Below are 18,177 nucleotides of genomic sequence, written 5' to 3' on the forward strand. Positions count from 1 at the left end.
TAATTGTTCAAATGGCTTATCAGCCAATGAATCTGAAATCCGTGATGGTGCCGCTGGATACCAGCATGATGTAGAAGTCGGTCAGTGACAGGGTGCCCAGCGTGATCCAGGCGAACATCATGTGCCGGGTATTCAGCTTGCTGACCTGCGTCCAGATCCAGTACCGCACCGGGTGTTTGGAGAAATGCTTCAGCCGGCCACCGGTAACGTGCCGGCAGGAATGGCAGGAGACAGTGTATGCCCACAGCAACAGCACATTGACCACCAAAATCACGTTGCCCAAACCGAACCCGAAACCAGTGGGCGAATGGAACGCCGTTATCGCGTCGTAAGTATTGATGAGCGACACGATCGTCGCGAAGTAGAAGAAGTAGCGGTGGCTGTTCTGAATGATCAGGGGAAACCGGGTTTCGCCGGTGTAGTGCGCACGCGGTTCAGGCACCGCGCAGGCGGTCGGCGACTGCCACACCGATCGGTAGTAGGCCTTGCGGTAGTAATAGCAGGTAATCCGGAACCCGAGCAGGAACGGTAATACCATCGCGCCCAAGGGAATCCACCACGGGAAATGTCCGAACCAGACACCCAGGTGGCTAGCGCCCGGGGCGCACGATGCGCTGACGCATGGCGAGTAGAAGGGCGTCAGGTAATGGTATTTCTCCACCCAGTAGCCGCTGCCCCAGAATGCCCGGGTCGTCGCATAGACGATGAACGCCAATAACCCGAGATTGGTTAGCAGCGGTGGCCACCACCAGGCATCGGTGCGGAGGGTCCGTTGCGGTATTTGTGCCCTGGTGGGCGAGAAAACGCCGGACGCAGGACGGTTCGCCGTGGGTGCGCTCAATCTACTGTTCCTTCGAACGGGCTGTCTGTCGAAGGGTACACAGACTGAGAGCCCCCTAATTAGGGGGGCTTCGTTGGTCAGTACCTGCTGTGACCCCCGACACCCTCGTCATCGACATCGCGCCAGAAATCGCGGTCGTATTCGGTGTCGGGGATGGCGATCATCTCGGCGGAATGCTGCACAGTGGCGCGATCCAAGTCCAATTCGGCAACGTCGGTGTCCAGTAATTGGATGTCGCTGAGGATGCGATCGGCGTCTATGACGAGGCGGCGCATCGCCGGGTTGTCGCCGTAGCGAGTCTTCAGCGAGGTCACGCACCGCCGCAGGCCGCCGATGAGGTCGTGCAGTTCGTTGATTTCAGCAGTGGCGGACACGGATGCTCCCTGGGCTCACGGGTGTTACGGATCACAGTACGCCAACCGATACTATCCACAGTCCATGTCGGGTCACATGTCATCGGCCGAACGTGCCCAGAAGCTGCTGGAACTGCACCAGCCGGGTAACCCGGTGGTGCTGCCGACGGTGTGGGACGCGTGGTCGGCTCGACTGGCCGCCGGCGCCGGGTTCGCCGCCCTCACGGTGGGCAGCCACCCGCTGGCCGATTCGATCGGCAAGGCCGACGGCGAAGGCATGTCCTTCGATGACGTGCTGGCCCGGGTCGCCCAAATCACCGCGGCGGTCGATGTTCCGGTGTCGGTAGACATCGAATCCGGCTACGGGCTGCCGCCGGCGCGCCTGATCGAGGGATTGCTGAGCGTGGGTGCGGTCGGGTTGAACATCGAAGACACGGTGCACTCGGAGGGCAAGCGATTGCGGTCTTCCGGCGAGCATGCCGAATTGGTCGCCGCGTTGCGATCGGCGGCGGATGCGGCCGGCGTGCATGTCGTGATCAACGCTCGCACGGATCTCTTTCTGCGCCAGGACGGTAACGAATCCAACCGGGTTGAACGGGCGGTGGCGCGGCTGGTCGAAGCCGCCGCCGCTGGCGCCGACGTGCTGTATCCGGTCGGCCGTCATGATCCAGAGTTGTTGCGGCGCTTGGCAACCGAGTTGCCCCTTCCCATCAACGCGATCGCGCTGCCCGACCAGGACGACCCGGCCTCCTTCGCCCCGCTGGGTGTCGGCCGGATCAGCTTCGGGCCGTTTCTGCAGTACGCCCTATCGGCCCGTACCAAGGAGTTGCTGGCCCGCTGGAGGTGATCCGGCGGAGCCGTGCGGCCCCGCCGGATCAGTGGCTACTTCGAGATCGCGATGCGCTGCGCCTGCGTTCCCGCTGGATCTTTGTGGACACCGGATACTCGGACGCTCAACACGCCGGCTTCGTAGGAAGCCGAGACGGCCTCACTGGTGACGTGCGCGGGCAACTGGAAGGACCGCCGGAACGAGCCGTAGCGGATTTCCCGCAGAGTGCGCCCGTCTTGGTCTTCTGCGTGCTCGTCACGGTGTTCGCCGTGGATGACCAAACGGCCCCGATCCACCTCGACATTGACGTCTTTCTCGACGTCGAGGCCGGGCAATTCCAAGCGGACCACCGCGTCGTCACCATCTTTGATGACCTCCGCGGCAGGATTAAAGCCACTGGTCACGGGCTTGTTCCAGTCCACTCTGGCGGCCGGGCCGAAGAAGTCGCGGATCCACCGATCGGTGTCCCAGGCCGGACGCGACCACAAGGCGAGATTACTCATGGATAACTCCTTACGTTTGGTTGTGAGTTAGCTGTGTCCGGCGCTGAGCCGGTCGGCTACTAGATCAAACATGAGTCGGCCACACTAAAGTTCCACCTGGGTGTTCGCCCGCGGCGAACGCAGTCACACAGAGGATTCACAGGAGGTGAGGAGGTCGTCATCCGCCCGTCACATAAGGCGATTTTCCGGTAATTTGCCGCCCTTAACCTTCAAACCATGTCTTCAGCCGGAACTGCGCGCGCGCGTGGTGACTCCCGTCACGTCATCGTGGTCGGGCACGGCATGGTGGGCCACCGGTTCGTGGAGGCGCTCCGCGCCCGTGACACCAGCGGCTCCTGGCAGATCACCGTGCTGGCCGAGGAGGCCGACGCCGCCTACGACCGCGTAGGACTGACGTCCTACACCGAAAGCTGGGACCGCGGACTGTTGGCGCTGCCCGGTAACGATTACGCCGGTGACGGGCTGGTTCGGCTGCTGCTGAACACGCGGGTCACCGAAATCGACCGCACGACAAAGACGGTGGTCACCGCCGATGGCGTACGTCACAGCTACGACGCCCTGGTCCTGGCCACCGGCTCCTACGCCTTCGTGCCGCCGGTGCCCGGTCACGACCTGCCCGCCTGCCACGTCTACCGCACTCTGGACGACCTCGACGCCATCAAGGCCGGTGCCCAGCGCACGGTGGCCGCCGGTGACAACGGTGCCGGTGTGGTCATCGGTGGTGGTCTGCTGGGCCTGGAAGCCGCCAATGCACTGCGTCAGTTCGGATTGCAGACCCACGTCATCGAGATGATGCCGCGCCTCATGGCACAACAGATCGACGAGGCCGGCGGTGCCCTGCTGGCCCGGATGATCACCGACCTCGGAATTGCCATCCACACCGGTGTCGGCACCAAATCGATTGAATCCATTGCGGGTTCGGAGTCGATGCGGCTGACCCTGAGCGATGGTGAAGTGATCGACGCAGGCGTGGTGGTCTTCGCCGCCGGCATCCGTCCTCGCGACGAACTGGCGCGGGCGGCCGACCTGGCGATCGCCGAACGCGGCGGCGTGCTCACCGACTTATCCTGCCGGGCAAGCGATCCCGACATTTATGCGGTCGGTGAGGTCGCCGCTATCGAGGGGGTGTGCTACGGCCTGGTCGGCCCCGGCTACACCAGCGCCGAAGTGGTGGCCGACCGGCTGCTGGACGGCGCCGCGGAATTCCCGGAAGCCGACCTGTCGACCAAGCTCAAGCTGCTCGGCGTCGACGTCGCCAGCTTCGGCGACGCGATGGGGGTAACCGAGAACTGCCTCGAGGTCGCCGTCAACGACGCGGTGAATCGCACCTACGCCAAACTGGTGCTCTCCGACGACGCCAAGACCCTGCTCGGCGGCGTGCTGGTTGGCGACGCCTCCTCCTACGGAGTGCTGCGGCCCATGGTCGGCAGTGAGTTGCCCGGGGATCCGCTGGCGTTGATCGCGCCGGCCGGGTCGGGCGACGGCGCCGGCGCGTTGGGCATTGGGGCACTACCGGATTCGGCACAGATCTGTTCCTGCAACAACGTCACCAAGGGCGATCTGAAGTGTGCGATCGCCGACGGGTGCGCCGATGTTCCGTCGCTGAAGTCCTGCACCTCAGCCGGTACCTCGTGCGGATCGTGCGTGCCGCTGCTCAAGCAGCTGCTGGAAGCCGAAGGCGTGGAACAGTCCAAGGCGCTGTGCGAGCACTTCAGCCAGTCGCGGGCGGAGTTGTTCGAGATCATTTCGGCTACCGAGATCCGGACGTTCTCCGGGCTGCTGGAGCGCTTCGGCCGCGGAAGTGGTTGCGACATATGCAAACCCGTGGTCGCGTCCATCCTGGCATCGACCGGTTCCGACCACATTCTGGAGGGCGAGCAGGCCGCACTGCAGGACTCCAATGACCACTTCCTTGCCAACATCCAGAAGAACGGCAGCTACTCGATCGTGCCGCGGGTGCCCGGCGGCGACATCAAGCCCGAGCACCTGATTCTGATCGGCCAGATCGCGCAGGACTTCGGCCTTTACACCAAGATCACCGGCGGCCAGCGCATCGATATGTTCGGTGCCCGGGTGGACCAGCTGCCGCTGATCTGGAAGCGGCTGGTCGAGGGTGGCATGGAATCCGGCCACGCCTACGGCAAGGCGTTGCGCACCGTCAAGAGCTGCGTGGGCAGCGACTGGTGCCGCTACGGCCAACAGGATTCGGTGCAGCTGGCCATCGACCTCGAATTGCGCTACCGCGGATTGCGGGCGCCGCACAAGATCAAGCTGGGTGTCTCGGGCTGCGCGCGGGAGTGCGCCGAGGCGCGCGGCAAGGACGTCGGCATCATCGCCACCGAAAAGGGCTGGAACCTTTACGTCGGCGGCAACGGCGGCATGACCCCCAAGCACGCCCAGCTGCTGGCCAGCGACCTCGACACCGAGACGCTGACCCGCTACGTCGACCGGTTCCTCATGTACTACATCCGCACCGCGGACCGGCTGCAGCGCACGGCGCCGTGGGTGGAAGCGCTTGGGCTCGACCACGTCCGCGAGGTCGTGTGCGACGACTCGCTGGGCCTGGCCGAGGAATTCGAGGCCGCGATGGAGCGCCACGTGGCGAACTATCAGTGCGAATGGAAGGGCGTGCTGGAGGACCCGGACAAGCTGTCGCGGTTCGTCTCATTCGTCAACGCCCCAGAGGCGGTCGACTCGACAGTGACATTCACCGAACGTGCCGGGCGCAAAGTACCTGTGCCCATTGGTATTCCCCGCGTTAGATCGAACTAGGGAGGAATCATGACGCTTCTCAACGACATTCAGGTGTGGACTACCGCCTGCGACTACAACCACCTCATTCCCGGGCGCGGCGTCGGCGTGCTACTCGACGACGGCAGCCAGGCGGCGCTGTTCCGGCTGGACGACGGCACGGTGCGTGCGGTGGGCAATGTCGACCCGTTCTCCGGTGCGGCCGTGCTGTCCCGCGGGATCGTCGGCGACCGTGCGGGTCGCGCGACAGTCCAATCCCCGATCCTGAAGCAGGCTTTCGCCCTTGACGACGGCTCCTGCCTTGACGATCCGCGGGTCTCGGTGCCGGTGTACCCGGCACGGGTGACGCCGGAGGGCTACATCCAGGTCGCCCGGATGGCCGCCTGAGCCCGGTTCGGAGGGCTACTCAGTCGATTTTTCCGACGAGGTAACGCTGCATCACCGGGCCGATAGCATCGACGAGCGCGTCTACCGACATCGAGTGCAGCGGCTCTGAGCGCACCCCGTAGCGCATGATGCCCAGTCCTACCAGCTGCGAGGCGCACAACGACGCGCGGACAGCGATCTTGTCCGCCCCGAGCATCTTGAGCAGCGGGTTGAAAACCGGCCCGATGAACATGGATTGCACGATTTCGGCGGTCTTGGCCAAGCCCGTTGATGCGACAGCGCTGGCGGCAAACGGCCCGCCGCCGGCGGCATCCCACGTGGTGATCAGCATGTACAGCGTCCGCCGGCCTACCTGGTTGACGCTTCCGGTCACGATGCGGTCGATGAACTCCGGTGTGCCGAAAGGTAACCGCAGCATCTTCGCCACCGGGTCGAGCAGTCCACGCGACTGCTCTTCTTGACGGGCCATGTTGCCAGGATCACCCGGATATCACCAAAGATCAAGCGCCGCTGCTACCGGCGTGCCTCACCAGCAAAGCTTTGTGCTCCACGCAATTCGACAGGTGGCGAACGCGGCAGGCGCCCGTTCGGCGCGGCAGGGCCTGGCGGAATCGGTTGGCAATCAGTCGCGCCAGCCCGGGGTCGGAGCCCAGCGGTCCGGTGACCAGATCGGCGCCGCAACCGGCCAGCCGCTCTTGAAACAACCCGTCGGCAAGCAGATAAGACGCGACCACTACGCGATGTGCGCCGCGGCGCCGGGCGGCGGCCACCGCCTGGTAGATATCCGGCTGCCCGGTGGCCGCGAATCCCAGGTCGACTCGGGACCCGATCAGCGCGGATAGCAAGGTGGCGGTGTGGCACAGGTCGGCCTGTGCCCGCCGATCCGAGGTACCTGCGGCGCCGAGAATCACTGAATCACCAGTCCGCCAGCCAGATTTCACCAATTGCCGAGCGACTATCCGCGCGATTTCCGGGCCCGGCCCCAAGGCGGGAGTGACGGTGACACTCGGATGCCCGCTGGCCGCCACGTGCCCCGGCAGGTCGGCGCGGACGTGGTAGCCGCGAGACAGGAAGGCCGGCACCACAATTGCCGGTTGCGCCGAGCTGAGACCCGAAAGCAATTCGCCGGGTGTAGGTCCCAGCACGTCGACGAAAGCGACCTGCACGCTCTGGTCCACCAACCGGCTCACCTGCTCGGCGAGATCCCCGATCATCGCGATGCCGGACGCTCTGCGGGTACCGTGTGCCGTCAGAATCAGACTCATAGGTCACGCCCGGAATCGACCGCGAGCCGGTACCCACGCTTGACCACCGTTGCCACAATGTTCTTGTCGCCCAGGGCCGTTCGCAGCCGCAGCACGGCGGTGTCCACTGCGTGGGTGTCGTCGCCGTTGCCGGGCAGTACGCCCAGCAGGTCATTGCGCGCCACCACGTCACCGGGGCGCTGCGCCAGCGCACGCAGAATCGCCATTCCCGAACCCGACACCGTCTTGACCGAACCGTCTACCAGCACGCAGGTCCCGCGAATGTCGATAACGTGACCGGCGGCCTTGACGGTGGTGGAGCCCAACACGGGCAGTTCCTCGGCGATGTGTCGGGCCAAGGCGCCCAACCGCATTCGTTCCGGAGAGGACGTCGGGATGCCCCGCCGGATCAGTGGGCGCGAGGTCACTGGACCGACGCACATCGCGTGCACCGCAGTGCGCAGCGCTTCCACCAGTTGGTCCTCGATGTCCAATTCGCGGCCGCGTTCCAGTACCGCCGCAGCCGCGGGTGCCGAGGTGAAACTGACCGCGTCGAATTGCCGCCGGGCGATCCCGGTGACCAACTGATCGAACTCACCCCCCAACGGTGTCGGCTTCCAGCGGTACACCCGGATGGGCATCACTTCGGCCCCCGCCGAACGCAATTGGGTGAGGAATTCCGGGAACGGATCCCACGCGTCGGCGGCGCCGTGCAGCTGGATGGCGATGTGCATGCCGGATACCCCGGAATCGAGCAGGTATTCCAGCACCTCCTGTGAGGATTCGGATTCCGGCGACCACTCCTCGCGCAGCCCGGCGGCACGCAGCGCCCCGGTGGCTTTGGGGCCGCGTGAGACTATCCGGCCGGCCGACAACGACTTGATGAGTTGGTTGGCCAGCCCCCACCCCTCGGCGGCGGCCACCCAGCCCCGAAAGCCGATGCCGGTGTGCGCCACCAATATGTCAGGCGGGTTAACGATCAATGCGTCGGTATTGCGGTGCAGCTCATCGTCATCGGGAAGTGCAATCATGCTGATCGCGGGCGCACTGCAGACCTCGGCGCCCTGACGGCGCAGCAGTGCACAAAGCTCCTCGGCGCGGCGAGCTGACGTCACCGCGACCCGGTAGCCGGTCAGTGGCGCAGATTCGGGCTGGGCCATATGACGTTTGTATGCCTAAGAAATTTCCATTGCGTTACCGCGCAATTGCTGACGCATTGCTCTCTGCGCCAGTGTCAATTACACCCCCGCTGCGGCGCACTCAGCCTTCGTTTGCGGGACCGCGGCTGCCGAAGACGGCCTGCGCACGTACATGACCCAGGTGAGCAGGGCGGCAATCACGTAGGACGCCAAGAACATCCAATACGCCGACGTTTCGGTGCCGCTGCGCAAATAGGACTCCCGCAGCGCCAGGTTGATGCCCACCCCGCCGAGCGCTCCGACCGCCGCGCAGAAGCCGATCAGCGATCCCGACATGGCGCGTGACCAGTGGCGGCGTTCAGCGTCGCTGAGATTCAGCGCGCGGCTGCGGGCTTCGAAGACCGACGGAATCAGTTTGAACACAGACCCGTTGCCCATGCCGGCCAGAATGAAGAGCGCAATGAAGCCGACGACGGAACCCGCCAGCGTGATGGTGCTGGTGCTGACGTGATTGTCGTCCAGGGTGCTGATAGCGACCAGCAGCCCCGCGGCCACGGTCATGCCGCCCAGTACCCATAGCGTGACGCGGCTACCGCCGATACGGTCCGCCAGCCGTCCGCCGTAGATCCGGGCCAGCGAACCCAATAGCGGCCCCACGAACGCGATCTGGGCGGCATGCAGGGACGCGTGCTTGATGCTCTCGCCGCCCTGCTCGAAGTGGACCTGCAACACCTCACCGAAGGCGAATGCGAACCCGATCCAGGAGCCGAAGGTGCAGATGTACAGCAGCGAAATCACCCAGGTGTGCCGCACGAACAGAATGGAACGCATCGTGTTGGCTTCGATGCCGTGATCCAGGTTGTCCATGAACAGCGCAGCGGCGATGCCGACCAGCGCCAGCGCTACCAGGTAGACGGCGCAGACCCAGTACGGCGCTTCATGTCCGGCGGTGGCAAGCACCAGCAGCCCGACCAGTTGGATCACCGCCACCCCGAGGTTGCCGCCTCCGGCGTTGAGAGCCAGCGCCCAGCCCTTGAGCCGCTGCGGGTAGAACGCGTTGACGTTGGCCAGCGACGCCGCGTAATTGCCGCCACCCAGGCCGGTGAGTGCCGCACAGACCACGTAGGGCCACAGCGGCAGGCCGGGGTTGGCCAGCAGCACGATGGTTCCGACGGTGGGGATGAGCAACACGAACGCGGAGAAGGCCGTCCAGTTACGGCCACCGAACTTGGCGATACCCAAGGTGTAAGGGATCCGCACGCAGCCGCCGACGAACGTGGCGACCGCACCCAGCAGCAGCTTGTCGCCGGCCGTGAAGCCGTACACGGATGCCGGCATGAACAGCGTCATCACCGACCACAGCGACCAGATGGAGAACGCCACATGGTCACCGGCCACCGTGCACAACAGGTTGCGCCGGGCGATCTTGTCGTTGCCGGCCTCCCAGGCCGCGATGTCTTCGGGATTCCACTCCGCGATGCGATGGTTGCGGCCCATACGGGTGTTCGCCTTTCGTGGAAGTCTGGGGCGGACCTCGTTGTGTCCGAGTCGATGTGATGCCGGCCACGCTGCTGGCCGGGTGGGCGCCAAACGATGAACAGTCCTGCCCTCCGCTTGATTGATGCTCACAAACACGGGTGAAGGCCGTCAACTCAATCGGGCCGATATCGCCTGAAAGTTGAATCCCAGTTATCTGTTAGCTGGCTGACTACCAGACGTCTCCGGCACGCCAATCGCACATCAGCTCAGCCGAGGTATCCAGCTCGATGTCGACCGGCAGCACGAACACCGTGCCGTCGTCGTCTGGCGTGCGCATGGGGCCGGTGGGTGTCAGCACCGAGGTCGGCCCGAGCCAGGGCAGCCACCCGCGCGCGGCGTACAGCCGGCGCGCGCGGGCCGATGAACTCAGGGCGCCCAGCTGGTAGGCCCCGCGCATCACCTGCTCGACGCCGTCGAGCAGCGCCCGCACCAAGCCCTGGCCGCGCCAATCTTCCCGCACCGCAACGCCTTCCACGTAACCGCAGCGCAGCGCGCTATCGCGATAGATCAGCCGGCGTTGCACCACCGCGGCATGCGCGATGATCGCGCCGTGGTGCCAGATCACGGCGTGCATGCCGCCCAGCGTGTGCTCCCAGTCCGCATCGGTGAAGTCACCGGCGAAGGCCTCGAGCACCATTTCATGAATCCCCTGCCGCGTCTCGTTGTCGAGATCGGCGGTGTGGACCAGGCGAGCCGTGTGTACCTGGGTGTGCACGGTTTCGTGTCTACCAGGGGCTAGGCGCGCGGGCGCGCCCAGTGCATCCGCACGTATTGACCGGGCCGCACCTGCGCGACCTTGTCGATGTCCGCATCGACCACCACGCCGGCGACGGGGTATCCGCCGGTGATCGGGTGATCGGGACCCAGGATCACCGGTAACCCGTTGGGTGGCACCTGGATCGCGCCACGGGTGGCTCCCTCACTGGGCAGCTGCCGATCCGGCCAGCGGTGCTGCAGCGGACGTCCCTCCAGCCGCATTCCCACCCGGTCGCTGCGGTTGGAAGCCATCCAGATCGTGTGTACCAACGCGTCCGGATCGTCCAGCCAGTCGTCCCGCGGCCCCGGCATCACCTGCAGTTCCACCAGATGTTCCTCGATGGCGGCCACCGGGGCCTGGTCGAGTTCGGGGTAGTCGTCGGTGTGTTCGCCCACCGGCAATACATCTCCGGACCGCAACGGTGCCGGGCCTATCGCCGACAGCACGTCGTAGCTGCGCGATCCCAGCACCGGCTCGATGCCGATGCCGCCGCGCACCGCCAGGTAGCTGCGCAGCCCTGCGCGCGGAGTGCCCAGCGAGATCACCTGGCCGTCTTTGACATGGTGAATGCTGTTGGTGCCGAACAGTTTTCCGTTGACGGTGGGGTCGGCGTCGGCGCCGGTCACCGCGATGTCGACGTCGCCGCCGCGGACCAGGGCCGAGAACCCGCCGAACGTCACTTCGACGGTGGCCCGGTCATCGGGGTTGGCGACCAGTCGGTTGGCCAGCGTGTGAGCGCGGCGGTCGGCGGCCCCGGACCGGCCGACGCCCAGGTGTGCCAAACCCGCGCGGCCCAGATCCTGGACGACGGCCAGCGGTCCGCTGCGCAGGATTTCCAAAGTGGTCACGGGCACTCCCTTCTCACGCCGCCCGGAACCGAACCCACATGCCCTGCGTCAGCAGCGCCGGGTCGGGCCGGTGGATATCCCACAGCACAGCGTCGGTATGGCCGATGATCTGCCACCCGCCGGGCGACTCGCGCGGGTAGATCGACGTGAATTCGCCGGCCAGAGCGACCGAACCGGCGGGCACCGCCGTACGTGGTTCGGCCCGCCGCGGTACCCGTAGCCGTGCGTCGCCGCCGATCAAGTAGGCGAAGCCGGGGGCAAACCCGGCGAATCCCACCCGCCACGGGACGCTGGTGTGGGCGTTGATGACCTGGGCGGTGCTCAGCCCGGTGTGACCGGCGACCTCGGCCAGATCGGGGCCGTCGTAGACGACGTCGATCAGGATCTCCTCGCCGTGCTCGGAACCCGCGTCCGCGTCCAGGGTGACCCGCAACTTGCGTATCCGCTGCCGGGTGGCGCCCTGGTATTGAGGTCCGTCCAGTTTCACCAGCACCGTGCGGGACGCGGGGACGATGTCGACCACGCCGGGCAGTGCCGCGGCACGCAGTGCGTCCGCCCACGCCAATACGTTCTGGGTGGTGTCACATTGCAGCAGCAACGCTTGATCGCCGTAGTCGAGAACGGGGCAGACCTGTGGGTCGGTCACCGACTCCATGGAGAGGTTCGGCAGGCTCATTCTTTGACGGTAGCGCCGCGATCAGAGGGTCGGCCAGAGATTTTGGTGCACTGCCAGAGGTGCCTTAGCAAACGCTCAGCTAGCCCAGAATCTTGCCGATCAACGGGGGTAGTTGATCGGCGATCAACGGGTAGCTCAGCGGCGACGAGAAGGCGATGGCCCCGGCCTGCTCCTTGGTGGTGAAAATGTGCCGGTTCTGCGCGGTTGCCTGCGCGGCAGCGATATCGGGGTCGGCCAGCAACGCCTGCTGGTCCTCGGGGCTCTCGGTGGTCCAGATAATTACATCGGCAGAATCGAGCACCTCGTTGACGTGTTCGCGCGGGATGATCGCGCGGGGGTCGGTGGCAAAGGGCTTGATGCTGTCGGAAACGACCAGACCCATCTGATTCAGGAAGTCGGTGCGCCAGCCCGCCGTCGTCGCCACCACCGTGCCCTGCCAGAGCCTGCCCTGCATCAGCAGCGCCTTCTTGCCCTTCCATTGCGCGTTCTTCTGGCCGACGTCGGTGAACTGCTTGTCCACGCCGTCGATCAGCGACTTCATCTGGTTGGCCTGGAACACGGCCTGACCGATCGCGGTGGCCTGGTCCTTCCACGGCTCGAAGAACGCGTCGCCGTCGGACTGCGCCAGCGTCGGGGCGATCGCCGACAGCTTCTTGTACGTGTCCGCGTCCAGTCCGGCGTTGACGGCCACGATCAGGTCGGGTTTGAGCCCGGCGATCTGATCCACCTGAATCCCGTTGTCCAGGTTGAGCACAACGGGTTGCGCGGGGCCGAGTCTGGGCTGAGCCCACGGCCACACCGCGAACGGCTGGTCGCCGAACCAGTTGGTGATCGCGATGGGAACCACGCCCAGCGCGAGCAGATCGTCCTGTTCGGTGTAGCCGGCGCTGACTACGCGTTTGGGCGGTTCCTTGACGACGGTCTGTCCGAAGAGGTGGGTGATCGTCACCGCGCCGCCGCCGGCGTTGCCCGCCGCGGGCTTGGCTCCCGAGCACGCCGTGAGCAGCCCTGTGGCGCCGGCGAGCTGCAGGAATCCCCGCCGACTCAAGCCCTGATGCACAGCGAGAGAGTATCGCGTGTGTTACCGGACCGTCAGTTACGTGGCCGGGGCTTGGGCGTGTGCCCCGCCCAAGGGGAGTAATCCGCGATCAGCTCCTCCTGCGGCGGACGCTGATCGGCGGGCACGTGCTGCAGGTTGATCCGGATCCGGTACCAGATGGAACTCGGCCCGCGCATGCCGTCGACCAGGACGTCGACCGGCTGCAGCCGCTCGGCCGCGGCGGGGTAGCGGGCGCGCCAGGTGTCCAGCGCGGCCATCGCCTCATCCCGGGTCTTGGTGCGGGCGATCTCGATGAGCGGCATCGACGAGACCCGCCTGCCGTCTGCGCTCTTCCTGGCGCCCTTGGGCGCCTTTTCCGGCGGGCCCAGTTCTTCGGCGAGGACCAGCAGTCGGTCCAGCTGGCCGACGGCGTCGTCCATCCCCACCCACGGGTCACCCAGCTCGGCGAACCGGTCGGGCACGGTGGCGATGGTGAACGCAGCCGGATCGCAGTCGGCCACCTCATCCCAATGCAGCGGTGTGGACACCCGGGCATCCGGGGTGGCGCGCACCGAGTAGGCCGACGCGACCGTGCGGTCCTTGGCGTTCTGGTTGAAGTCGACGAACACGCCCTCGCGTTCTTCCTTCCACCAGCGGCTGGTGGCCGCGTCGGGCGCACGCCGCTCGACTTCCCGGGCGACGGTTTGCGCGGCCAGCCGAACCTGCTTGAACGTCCAGTGCGGCGCGATGCGGGCATACACGTGAAAGCCCTTCGAGCCGGACGTCTTCGGCCACCCGGCCAACCCGTAGTCTTCGAGCACCTCGCGGGCCACCAGCGCAACCTCGACGATGCGCTGCCAGCCCACCCCGGGCATCGGGTCGAGGTCCACCCGCAGTTCGTCGGGGTGATCGAGATCGCCGGCCCGCACCGCGTGCGGATTCAGGTCGACGCAACCGAGGTTGATCGCCCAGGCCAGGCCGGCGGCGTCGTGGATGACCGCTTCGGCGGCGGAAGTGCCTGAGGCATAACGCAATTCGGCGACGTCCACCCAGTCCGGCCGCTGCTGCGGCGCGCGCTTCTGAAACACCGCCTCTTCGGTGATGCCCTTGACGAAGCGCTTGAGGATCATCGGCCGCCCGGCCACCCCGCGCAGCGCCCCGTCGGCCACCGACAGGTAGTAGCGGATCAGGTCGAGCTTGGTGATGTTTGGGCCGGGGAAGACCACCTTGCCCGGATGAGTGATGGTGATCTCGCGTCCGGCCACTTCCAGTGACACCGGGTGTGTCATGGAAGTCCATGCTAATTCCGGCCGACTCTCTGGCCGCATTGCGACGGCCGTCACATATTGTGAGGTTATGCCTAACCTCAGTGATCTGCCCGGGGTCGGAAAAATCCAGAAGTCCGTCGGACAGTACGTAGCACGCGGCGCGTCCGAGCTGCACTACGTGCGCAAGATCTTCGAAGCGGGAGCGTTCCGGCTGGAGTCGCCGGTCAAAACCGTCGCGATGGCCGCCGATATCCAGAAATGGGGCGAGTTCGGCATGCTGCCCTCGCTCAATGCCCGGCGGCACCCCGAGCGCGCGGCGTGCATCGACGAAGACGGCGAGTTCACCTACGCCGAACTCGACGAAGCCGCCCACGCGGTGGCCAACGGCCTGATCGAGAAGGGGATCACCGGCGGCGACGGGGTAGCCATCCTGGCCCGCAATACACGCTGGTTCCTCATTGCCAACTACGGCGCCGCCCGAACCGGCGCCCGCATCATCCTGCTCAACAGCGAATTCTCCGGACCGCAGATCAAAGAGGTGTCCGAGCGCGAAGGCGCCAAGCTGATCATCTACGACGACGAGTACACCAAGGCCGTCAGCAAGGCCGAACCTGAGCTGGGCAAGCTGCGGGCGCTGGGCACCAACCCGGACGCCGACGAGCCGTCGGGCAGCACGGACGAGACGCTGGCCGAGCTGATCGAGCGCAGCAGCAAAGAACCCGCCCCCAAGGCCAGCAAGCACGCCTCGATCATCATCCTGACCAGTGGGACCACCGGCACTCCCAAGGGGGCGAACCGCAGCACGCCGCCCACACTGGCCCCGGTTGGCGGCATTCTGTCGCACGTGCCGTTCAAGGCCAACGAGATCACCTCCTTGCCGGCGCCGATGTTCCACGCGCTGGGCTATCTGCACGGCACCATCGCGATGTTCCTGGGCTCCACGCTGGTGCTGCGGCGCAAGTTCAAGCCGCCGCTGGTGCTCGAAGACCTGGAGAAGTACAAGGTGACGGCCATGGTCGTGGTGCCGGTGATGCTGTCGCGGCTGCTGGACGCGATCGAGAAGATGGACAAGAAGCCCGATCTGTCCAGCCTGAAGATCATCTTCGTGTCCGGATCGCAGTTGGGCGCCGAGCTGGCCACCCGCGCGATGAAGGACTTCGGCCCGGTCATCTACAACATGTACGGCTCGACGGAGATCGCGTTCGCCACCATCGCCGGGCCCAAGGATTTGGAGCGCAACCCCGCGACGGTGGGGCCGGTGGTCAAGGGCGTCAAGGTCAAGATCCTCGACGACAACGGCAAGGAGCTGCCGCAGGGCGAGGTCGGGCGGATCTTCGTCGGCAACGCCTTCCCGTTCGAGGGCTACACCGGCGGCGGTCACAAGCAGATCATCGACGGCCTGATGTCCTCCGGAGACGTCGGCTACTTCGACGAGCACGACCTGTTGTATGTCAGCGGCCGCGATGACGAGATGATCGTGTCCGGCGGCGAGAACGTATTCCCGGCCGAGGTCGAGGACCTGATCAGCGGACACGAGGCCGTCGTGGAGGCCACCGCGATCGGCGTCGAGGACAAGGAGTGGGGGCACCGGCTGCGCGCCTTCGTGGTCAAGAAGGAAGGCGCCGACCTCGACGAAGACGCCGTCAAGCACTATGTGCGTGACCACCTGGCCCGTTACAAGGTGCCGCGGGAAGTCGTCTTCCTCGACGAACTGCCGCGCAACCCCACCGGCAAGATCCTCAAGCGCGAGTTGCGCGAGATGGACATCGACGACTAAGGGTCCCGATTACGGGTCCCGCGGGAGGCCGAGCAGCCGCTCGGCGATGATGTTCAGCTGCACCTCTGACGTGCCGCCGTAGATGGTGGTGGCGCGGCTGGCCAACAGGTACTCGCCCCACTCGCCGGGCAACTGGTCGGTGTCACCGATCGCCGCGTCGGTGCCGAACGAGGACACCGCGAACTCGGCATAACCCTGGCCGGTGCGCATCGACAGGAGCTTGGAGATTGCCGCCGACGGCATCGGGTCTCCACCGGCCAGCGTCAACAGCGTGGAGCGCAGGTTGAGCAGCTTCGCGGCGTGCCCCTCGGCGATCAGTTGCCCGGCGCGGTGATGAGCGACCTGGTCGAACTGCCCGTCGCGCACGAACTCCACGAACTGCGGCAGCGTGGCCAGGAAGTTGGCGTCGCTGCTGCCGATCGAAACCCGTTCTGCGGTAAGGGTATTGCGGCTGACCTCCCAGCCCCGGTTCACCTCGCCCAGCACCTGGTCATCTGGCACGAACACGTCGTCGATGTAGACGGTGTTGAACAACGTGTGCCCGGTGAGCTCGCGCAGCGGCTTCACTTGCACGCCTTGGCTTTTCATGTCCAGCAGGAAATAGGTGATGCCATTGTGTTTCGGGGCGTTGGGCTCCGTCCGCGCCAAAAGCGCTCCCCATTGCGCGTATTGGGCGGCGGTGGTCCAGATCTTCTGGCCGGTGATGCGCCAGCCGCCGTCCACCTTGGTTGCCTTGGTGCTCAGCCCGGCCAGATCCGATCCGGCGCCCGGCTCGGAAAACAGCTGGCACCAAATCATTTCGCCGCGCAGCGTGGGCGGCAGCAACCGCTGCTGCTGTTCCTCGGTACCGAACGCCACGATCGACGGAATGATCCACGCCGCGATGCCGACCTGGGGCCGTTTGACCCGCCCGGTGGCGAATTCCTGGGCGATGATGATCTGCTCGACGGGTCCGGCGGCCCGGCCCCACGGCTTGGGCAGATACGGCAGCCCCCAACCGCCTTCGGCGATCGCCACCTTGCGCGACTCGCGGTCCATGTCCTTGAGCGCGGCCACCTCGGCGCGGATCTCAGCGCGCAGCTTCTCGGTTTCGGGGTCGAGGTCGATATCCACCGCGCGCATTCCGCTGGTCGTGGCGGTGTCCACCACACGTTGCGGGTGCTCGGAGGCGCGGCCGAAGGCGGCGGTGAGAATCAGCGCCCGGCGGTAGTACACATTGGTGTCGTGCTCCCAGGTGAAGCCGATGCCGCCGTGCACCTGGATGCAGTCCTGCGTGCAGCGCTGGGCAGCGGCGCGCGCCAGCGTGGCGGCCACCGCGGCGGCGAACTCGACGTGCGGGCTCTCCTCGTCCCAAGCGCGCGCGGCATCCCACGCCGCGGCGGTGGCCCGCTCGGTGTCGGCGATCATCTCCGCGCACTTGTGCTTGATCGCCTGGAACTGACCGATGGGCCGGCCGAACTGCTCGCGGATCTTCGCATAGGCCGACGCGGTGTCGGTTGCCCAGCGCGCCACACCGATGGCTTCGGCGGACAGCAGGGTGAACATCAGAGCGCGCGCGTTGGCCATGCTGAGGTTGGTCAGCAGGGCGTCGTCGCCGACCTCGACGGCATTGGCGCGCACGTGGGCGATGGGCCGCAGCGGGTCCAGGCTTTGCACCGGCTCGATCTCGAGCTGGTCGGCGCGCAGCACCACCCACTCCTCGCCGCTGTCGATCGCCACCGGCAGCACCAGCACCGACGCCTGGGCCGCCGCGGCAACGGCGCGGGCCTCGCCGCGGATGACCAGCGCCTCGTCCTTCGGCCCGTGCCGGGTGGCGGTCAGCCCGGAATCCAGCGCATAGGCCGCGATCGCCGCGCCGCTCGCCAGGTCGGAGAGCACGTCGGCCTTCGCGTCGTGCGCCGCGATCAGTGCGCTGGCGATCGCCGACGGCACGAACGGCCCGGGGACGGCCCCATAGCCGAACTCGGCCAGCACGATGGCCAGCTCGAGGATGCCGAAGCCCTGGCCGCCGACGGCTTCGGCCAGATGCACGCCCTGCAGGCCCTGTTCGGCCGCGGCCTGCCAGTACGGCGGCGGGTTCTCGATCGGGGTTTCCATCGCCTCGTGCAGCACCTCGGAGGGCGCTACCCGCGCCACCAGGGACCGCACCGAATCGGCCAGGTCTTGATGTTCAGGGGTTATCGCGATCGGCATTGGTCGCCTTCCCTAGCTCTTTGGGGGTTCGTA

Annotated in this window: 17 protein-coding genes; 4 read left to right on the forward strand and 13 right to left on the reverse strand. The window is 66.1% G+C overall.

Annotated elements, in window-relative coordinates; genetic code table 11:
- Positions 1 to 19: 19 nt before the first annotated feature.
- Both BST12_RS14675 and BST12_RS14680 read right to left on the reverse strand, forming a co-directional pair.
- Positions 20 to 841, reverse strand: coding sequence for a hypothetical protein (locus BST12_RS14675; RefSeq protein WP_083113853.1), 822 nt, complete (start codon positions 839 to 841; stop codon positions 20 to 22).
- Between the two features lie 77 nt (positions 842 to 918).
- A complete protein-coding gene (locus BST12_RS14680) occupies positions 919 to 1,215 on the reverse strand; it encodes a hypothetical protein (protein ID WP_083113854.1) in 297 nt (98 codons plus the stop codon).
- Between the two features lie 64 nt (positions 1,216 to 1,279).
- Here BST12_RS14680 and BST12_RS14685 point away from each other — a divergent pair, with 64 nt between their 5' ends.
- On the forward strand, positions 1,280 to 2,041 hold the full coding sequence (locus BST12_RS14685; protein WP_083113899.1) for an isocitrate lyase/PEP mutase family protein: 762 nt from the start codon (positions 1,280 to 1,282) through the stop codon (positions 2,039 to 2,041).
- Between the two features lie 35 nt (positions 2,042 to 2,076).
- Here BST12_RS14685 and BST12_RS14690 read toward each other — a convergent pair whose 3' ends face one another.
- On the reverse strand, positions 2,077 to 2,526 hold the full coding sequence (locus BST12_RS14690) for an Hsp20/alpha crystallin family protein (RefSeq protein ID WP_083113855.1): 450 nt from the start codon (positions 2,524 to 2,526) through the stop codon (positions 2,077 to 2,079).
- 216 nt (positions 2,527 to 2,742) lie between these two features.
- Between BST12_RS14690 and nirB the strand changes: the two genes are divergently transcribed.
- Both nirB and nirD read left to right on the forward strand, forming a co-directional pair.
- Positions 2,743 to 5,298 (forward strand): nitrite reductase large subunit NirB, encoded by a 2,556-nt coding sequence (nirB, locus tag BST12_RS14695; RefSeq protein WP_083113856.1) that lies wholly within the window; start codon positions 2,743 to 2,745, stop codon positions 5,296 to 5,298.
- A gap of 9 nt (positions 5,299 to 5,307) precedes the next feature.
- Positions 5,308 to 5,664 (forward strand): nitrite reductase small subunit NirD, encoded by a 357-nt coding sequence (nirD, locus tag BST12_RS14700; protein WP_083113857.1) that lies wholly within the window; start codon positions 5,308 to 5,310, stop codon positions 5,662 to 5,664.
- Between the two features lie 19 nt (positions 5,665 to 5,683).
- Here nirD and BST12_RS14705 read toward each other — a convergent pair whose 3' ends face one another.
- The 9 genes from BST12_RS14705 to ligD all read right to left on the reverse strand — a co-directional run bounded on the left by BST12_RS14705 (position 5,684) and on the right by ligD (position 14,195).
- The gene (locus BST12_RS14705) at positions 5,684 to 6,133 is read right to left on the reverse strand and encodes a TetR/AcrR family transcriptional regulator (protein WP_083113858.1); all 450 of its coding nucleotides are present in this window, start codon (positions 6,131 to 6,133) and stop codon (positions 5,684 to 5,686) included.
- Positions 6,134 to 6,164: 31 nt separating this feature from the next.
- Positions 6,165 to 6,929, reverse strand: coding sequence for a sirohydrochlorin chelatase (locus BST12_RS14710; protein ID WP_083113859.1), 765 nt, complete (start codon positions 6,927 to 6,929; stop codon positions 6,165 to 6,167).
- Positions 6,926 to 8,068: a uroporphyrinogen-III synthase gene (locus tag BST12_RS14715; RefSeq protein ID WP_083113860.1), complete on the reverse strand. Its 1,143-nt coding sequence runs from the start codon at positions 8,066 to 8,068 to the stop codon at positions 6,926 to 6,928. The genes BST12_RS14710 and BST12_RS14715 overlap by 4 nt, the downstream gene beginning before the upstream one ends.
- A 78-nt stretch (positions 8,069 to 8,146) precedes the next feature.
- The gene (locus BST12_RS14720; protein ID WP_083113861.1) at positions 8,147 to 9,544 is read right to left on the reverse strand and encodes a nitrate/nitrite transporter; all 1,398 of its coding nucleotides are present in this window, start codon (positions 9,542 to 9,544) and stop codon (positions 8,147 to 8,149) included.
- Positions 9,545 to 9,755: 211 nt separating this feature from the next.
- Entirely contained in the window at positions 9,756 to 10,301 is a 546-nt protein-coding gene (gene aac(2')-Ic / locus BST12_RS14725) for an aminoglycoside N-acetyltransferase AAC(2')-Ic (RefSeq protein WP_083113862.1), read from the reverse strand.
- Positions 10,302 to 10,321: 20 nt separating this feature from the next.
- Entirely contained in the window at positions 10,322 to 11,191 is an 870-nt protein-coding gene (locus tag BST12_RS14730; protein ID WP_083113863.1) for a 5-oxoprolinase/urea amidolyase family protein, read from the reverse strand.
- A gap of 13 nt (positions 11,192 to 11,204) precedes the next feature.
- On the reverse strand, positions 11,205 to 11,867 hold the full coding sequence (locus tag BST12_RS14735; RefSeq protein ID WP_083113864.1) for a 5-oxoprolinase subunit B family protein: 663 nt from the start codon (positions 11,865 to 11,867) through the stop codon (positions 11,205 to 11,207).
- Between the two features lie 79 nt (positions 11,868 to 11,946).
- The gene (locus tag BST12_RS14740) at positions 11,947 to 12,927 is read right to left on the reverse strand and encodes an ABC transporter substrate-binding protein (protein WP_083113865.1); all 981 of its coding nucleotides are present in this window, start codon (positions 12,925 to 12,927) and stop codon (positions 11,947 to 11,949) included.
- Positions 12,928 to 12,959: 32 nt separating this feature from the next.
- Complete coding sequence (gene ligD, locus BST12_RS14745) at positions 12,960 to 14,195, reverse strand: non-homologous end-joining DNA ligase (protein ID WP_083113866.1); 1,236 nt, start codon at positions 14,193 to 14,195, stop codon at positions 12,960 to 12,962.
- A 67-nt stretch (positions 14,196 to 14,262) separates the two neighbouring features.
- Between ligD and fadD2 the strand changes: the two genes are divergently transcribed.
- Entirely contained in the window at positions 14,263 to 15,951 is a 1,689-nt protein-coding gene (gene fadD2 / locus BST12_RS14750) for a long-chain-fatty-acid--CoA ligase FadD2 (RefSeq protein ID WP_083113867.1), read from the forward strand.
- A 9-nt stretch (positions 15,952 to 15,960) separates the two neighbouring features.
- On the opposite strand, the gene BST12_RS14755 is transcribed toward fadD2, so the two are convergent.
- On the reverse strand, positions 15,961 to 18,144 hold the full coding sequence (locus tag BST12_RS14755) for an acyl-CoA dehydrogenase family protein (RefSeq protein WP_083113868.1): 2,184 nt from the start codon (positions 18,142 to 18,144) through the stop codon (positions 15,961 to 15,963).
- Between the last annotated feature and the right edge of the window lie 33 nt (positions 18,145 to 18,177).

The sequence above is a fragment of the Mycobacterium angelicum genome (genome assembly GCF_002086155.1).
Lineage (GTDB): Bacteria > Actinomycetota > Actinomycetes > Mycobacteriales > Mycobacteriaceae > Mycobacterium > Mycobacterium angelicum.

What these genes read in the sequence shown, in the direction of transcription:
- BST12_RS14715 (WP_083113860.1), bottom strand. Translation starts at nt 8,068, where the DNA reads ATGGCCCAGCCCGAATCTGCGCCACTGACCGGCTACCGGGTCGCGGTG.
- nirD (WP_083113857.1), top strand. Translation starts at nt 5,308, where the DNA reads ATGACGCTTCTCAACGACATTCAGGTGTGGACTACCGCCTGCGACTAC.
- nirB (WP_083113856.1), top strand. Translation starts at nt 2,743, where the DNA reads ATGTCTTCAGCCGGAACTGCGCGCGCGCGTGGTGACTCCCGTCACGTC.
- BST12_RS14710 (WP_083113859.1), bottom strand. Translation starts at nt 6,929, where the DNA reads ATGAGTCTGATTCTGACGGCACACGGTACCCGCAGAGCGTCCGGCATC.
- BST12_RS14705 (WP_083113858.1), bottom strand. Translation starts at nt 6,133, where the DNA reads ATGGCCCGTCAAGAAGAGCAGTCGCGTGGACTGCTCGACCCGGTGGCG.
- BST12_RS14735 (WP_083113864.1), bottom strand. Translation starts at nt 11,867, where the DNA reads ATGAGCCTGCCGAACCTCTCCATGGAGTCGGTGACCGACCCACAGGTC.
- BST12_RS14690 (WP_083113855.1), bottom strand. Translation starts at nt 2,526, where the DNA reads ATGAGTAATCTCGCCTTGTGGTCGCGTCCGGCCTGGGACACCGATCGG.
- ligD (WP_083113866.1), bottom strand. Translation starts at nt 14,195, where the DNA reads ATGACACACCCGGTGTCACTGGAAGTGGCCGGACGCGAGATCACCATC.
- BST12_RS14685 (WP_083113899.1), top strand. Translation starts at nt 1,280, where the DNA reads ATGTCGGGTCACATGTCATCGGCCGAACGTGCCCAGAAGCTGCTGGAA.
- BST12_RS14755 (WP_083113868.1), bottom strand. Translation starts at nt 18,144, where the DNA reads ATGCCGATCGCGATAACCCCTGAACATCAAGACCTGGCCGATTCGGTG.
- BST12_RS14720 (WP_083113861.1), bottom strand. Translation starts at nt 9,544, where the DNA reads ATGGGCCGCAACCATCGCATCGCGGAGTGGAATCCCGAAGACATCGCG.
- fadD2 (WP_083113867.1), top strand. Translation starts at nt 14,263, where the DNA reads ATGCCTAACCTCAGTGATCTGCCCGGGGTCGGAAAAATCCAGAAGTCC.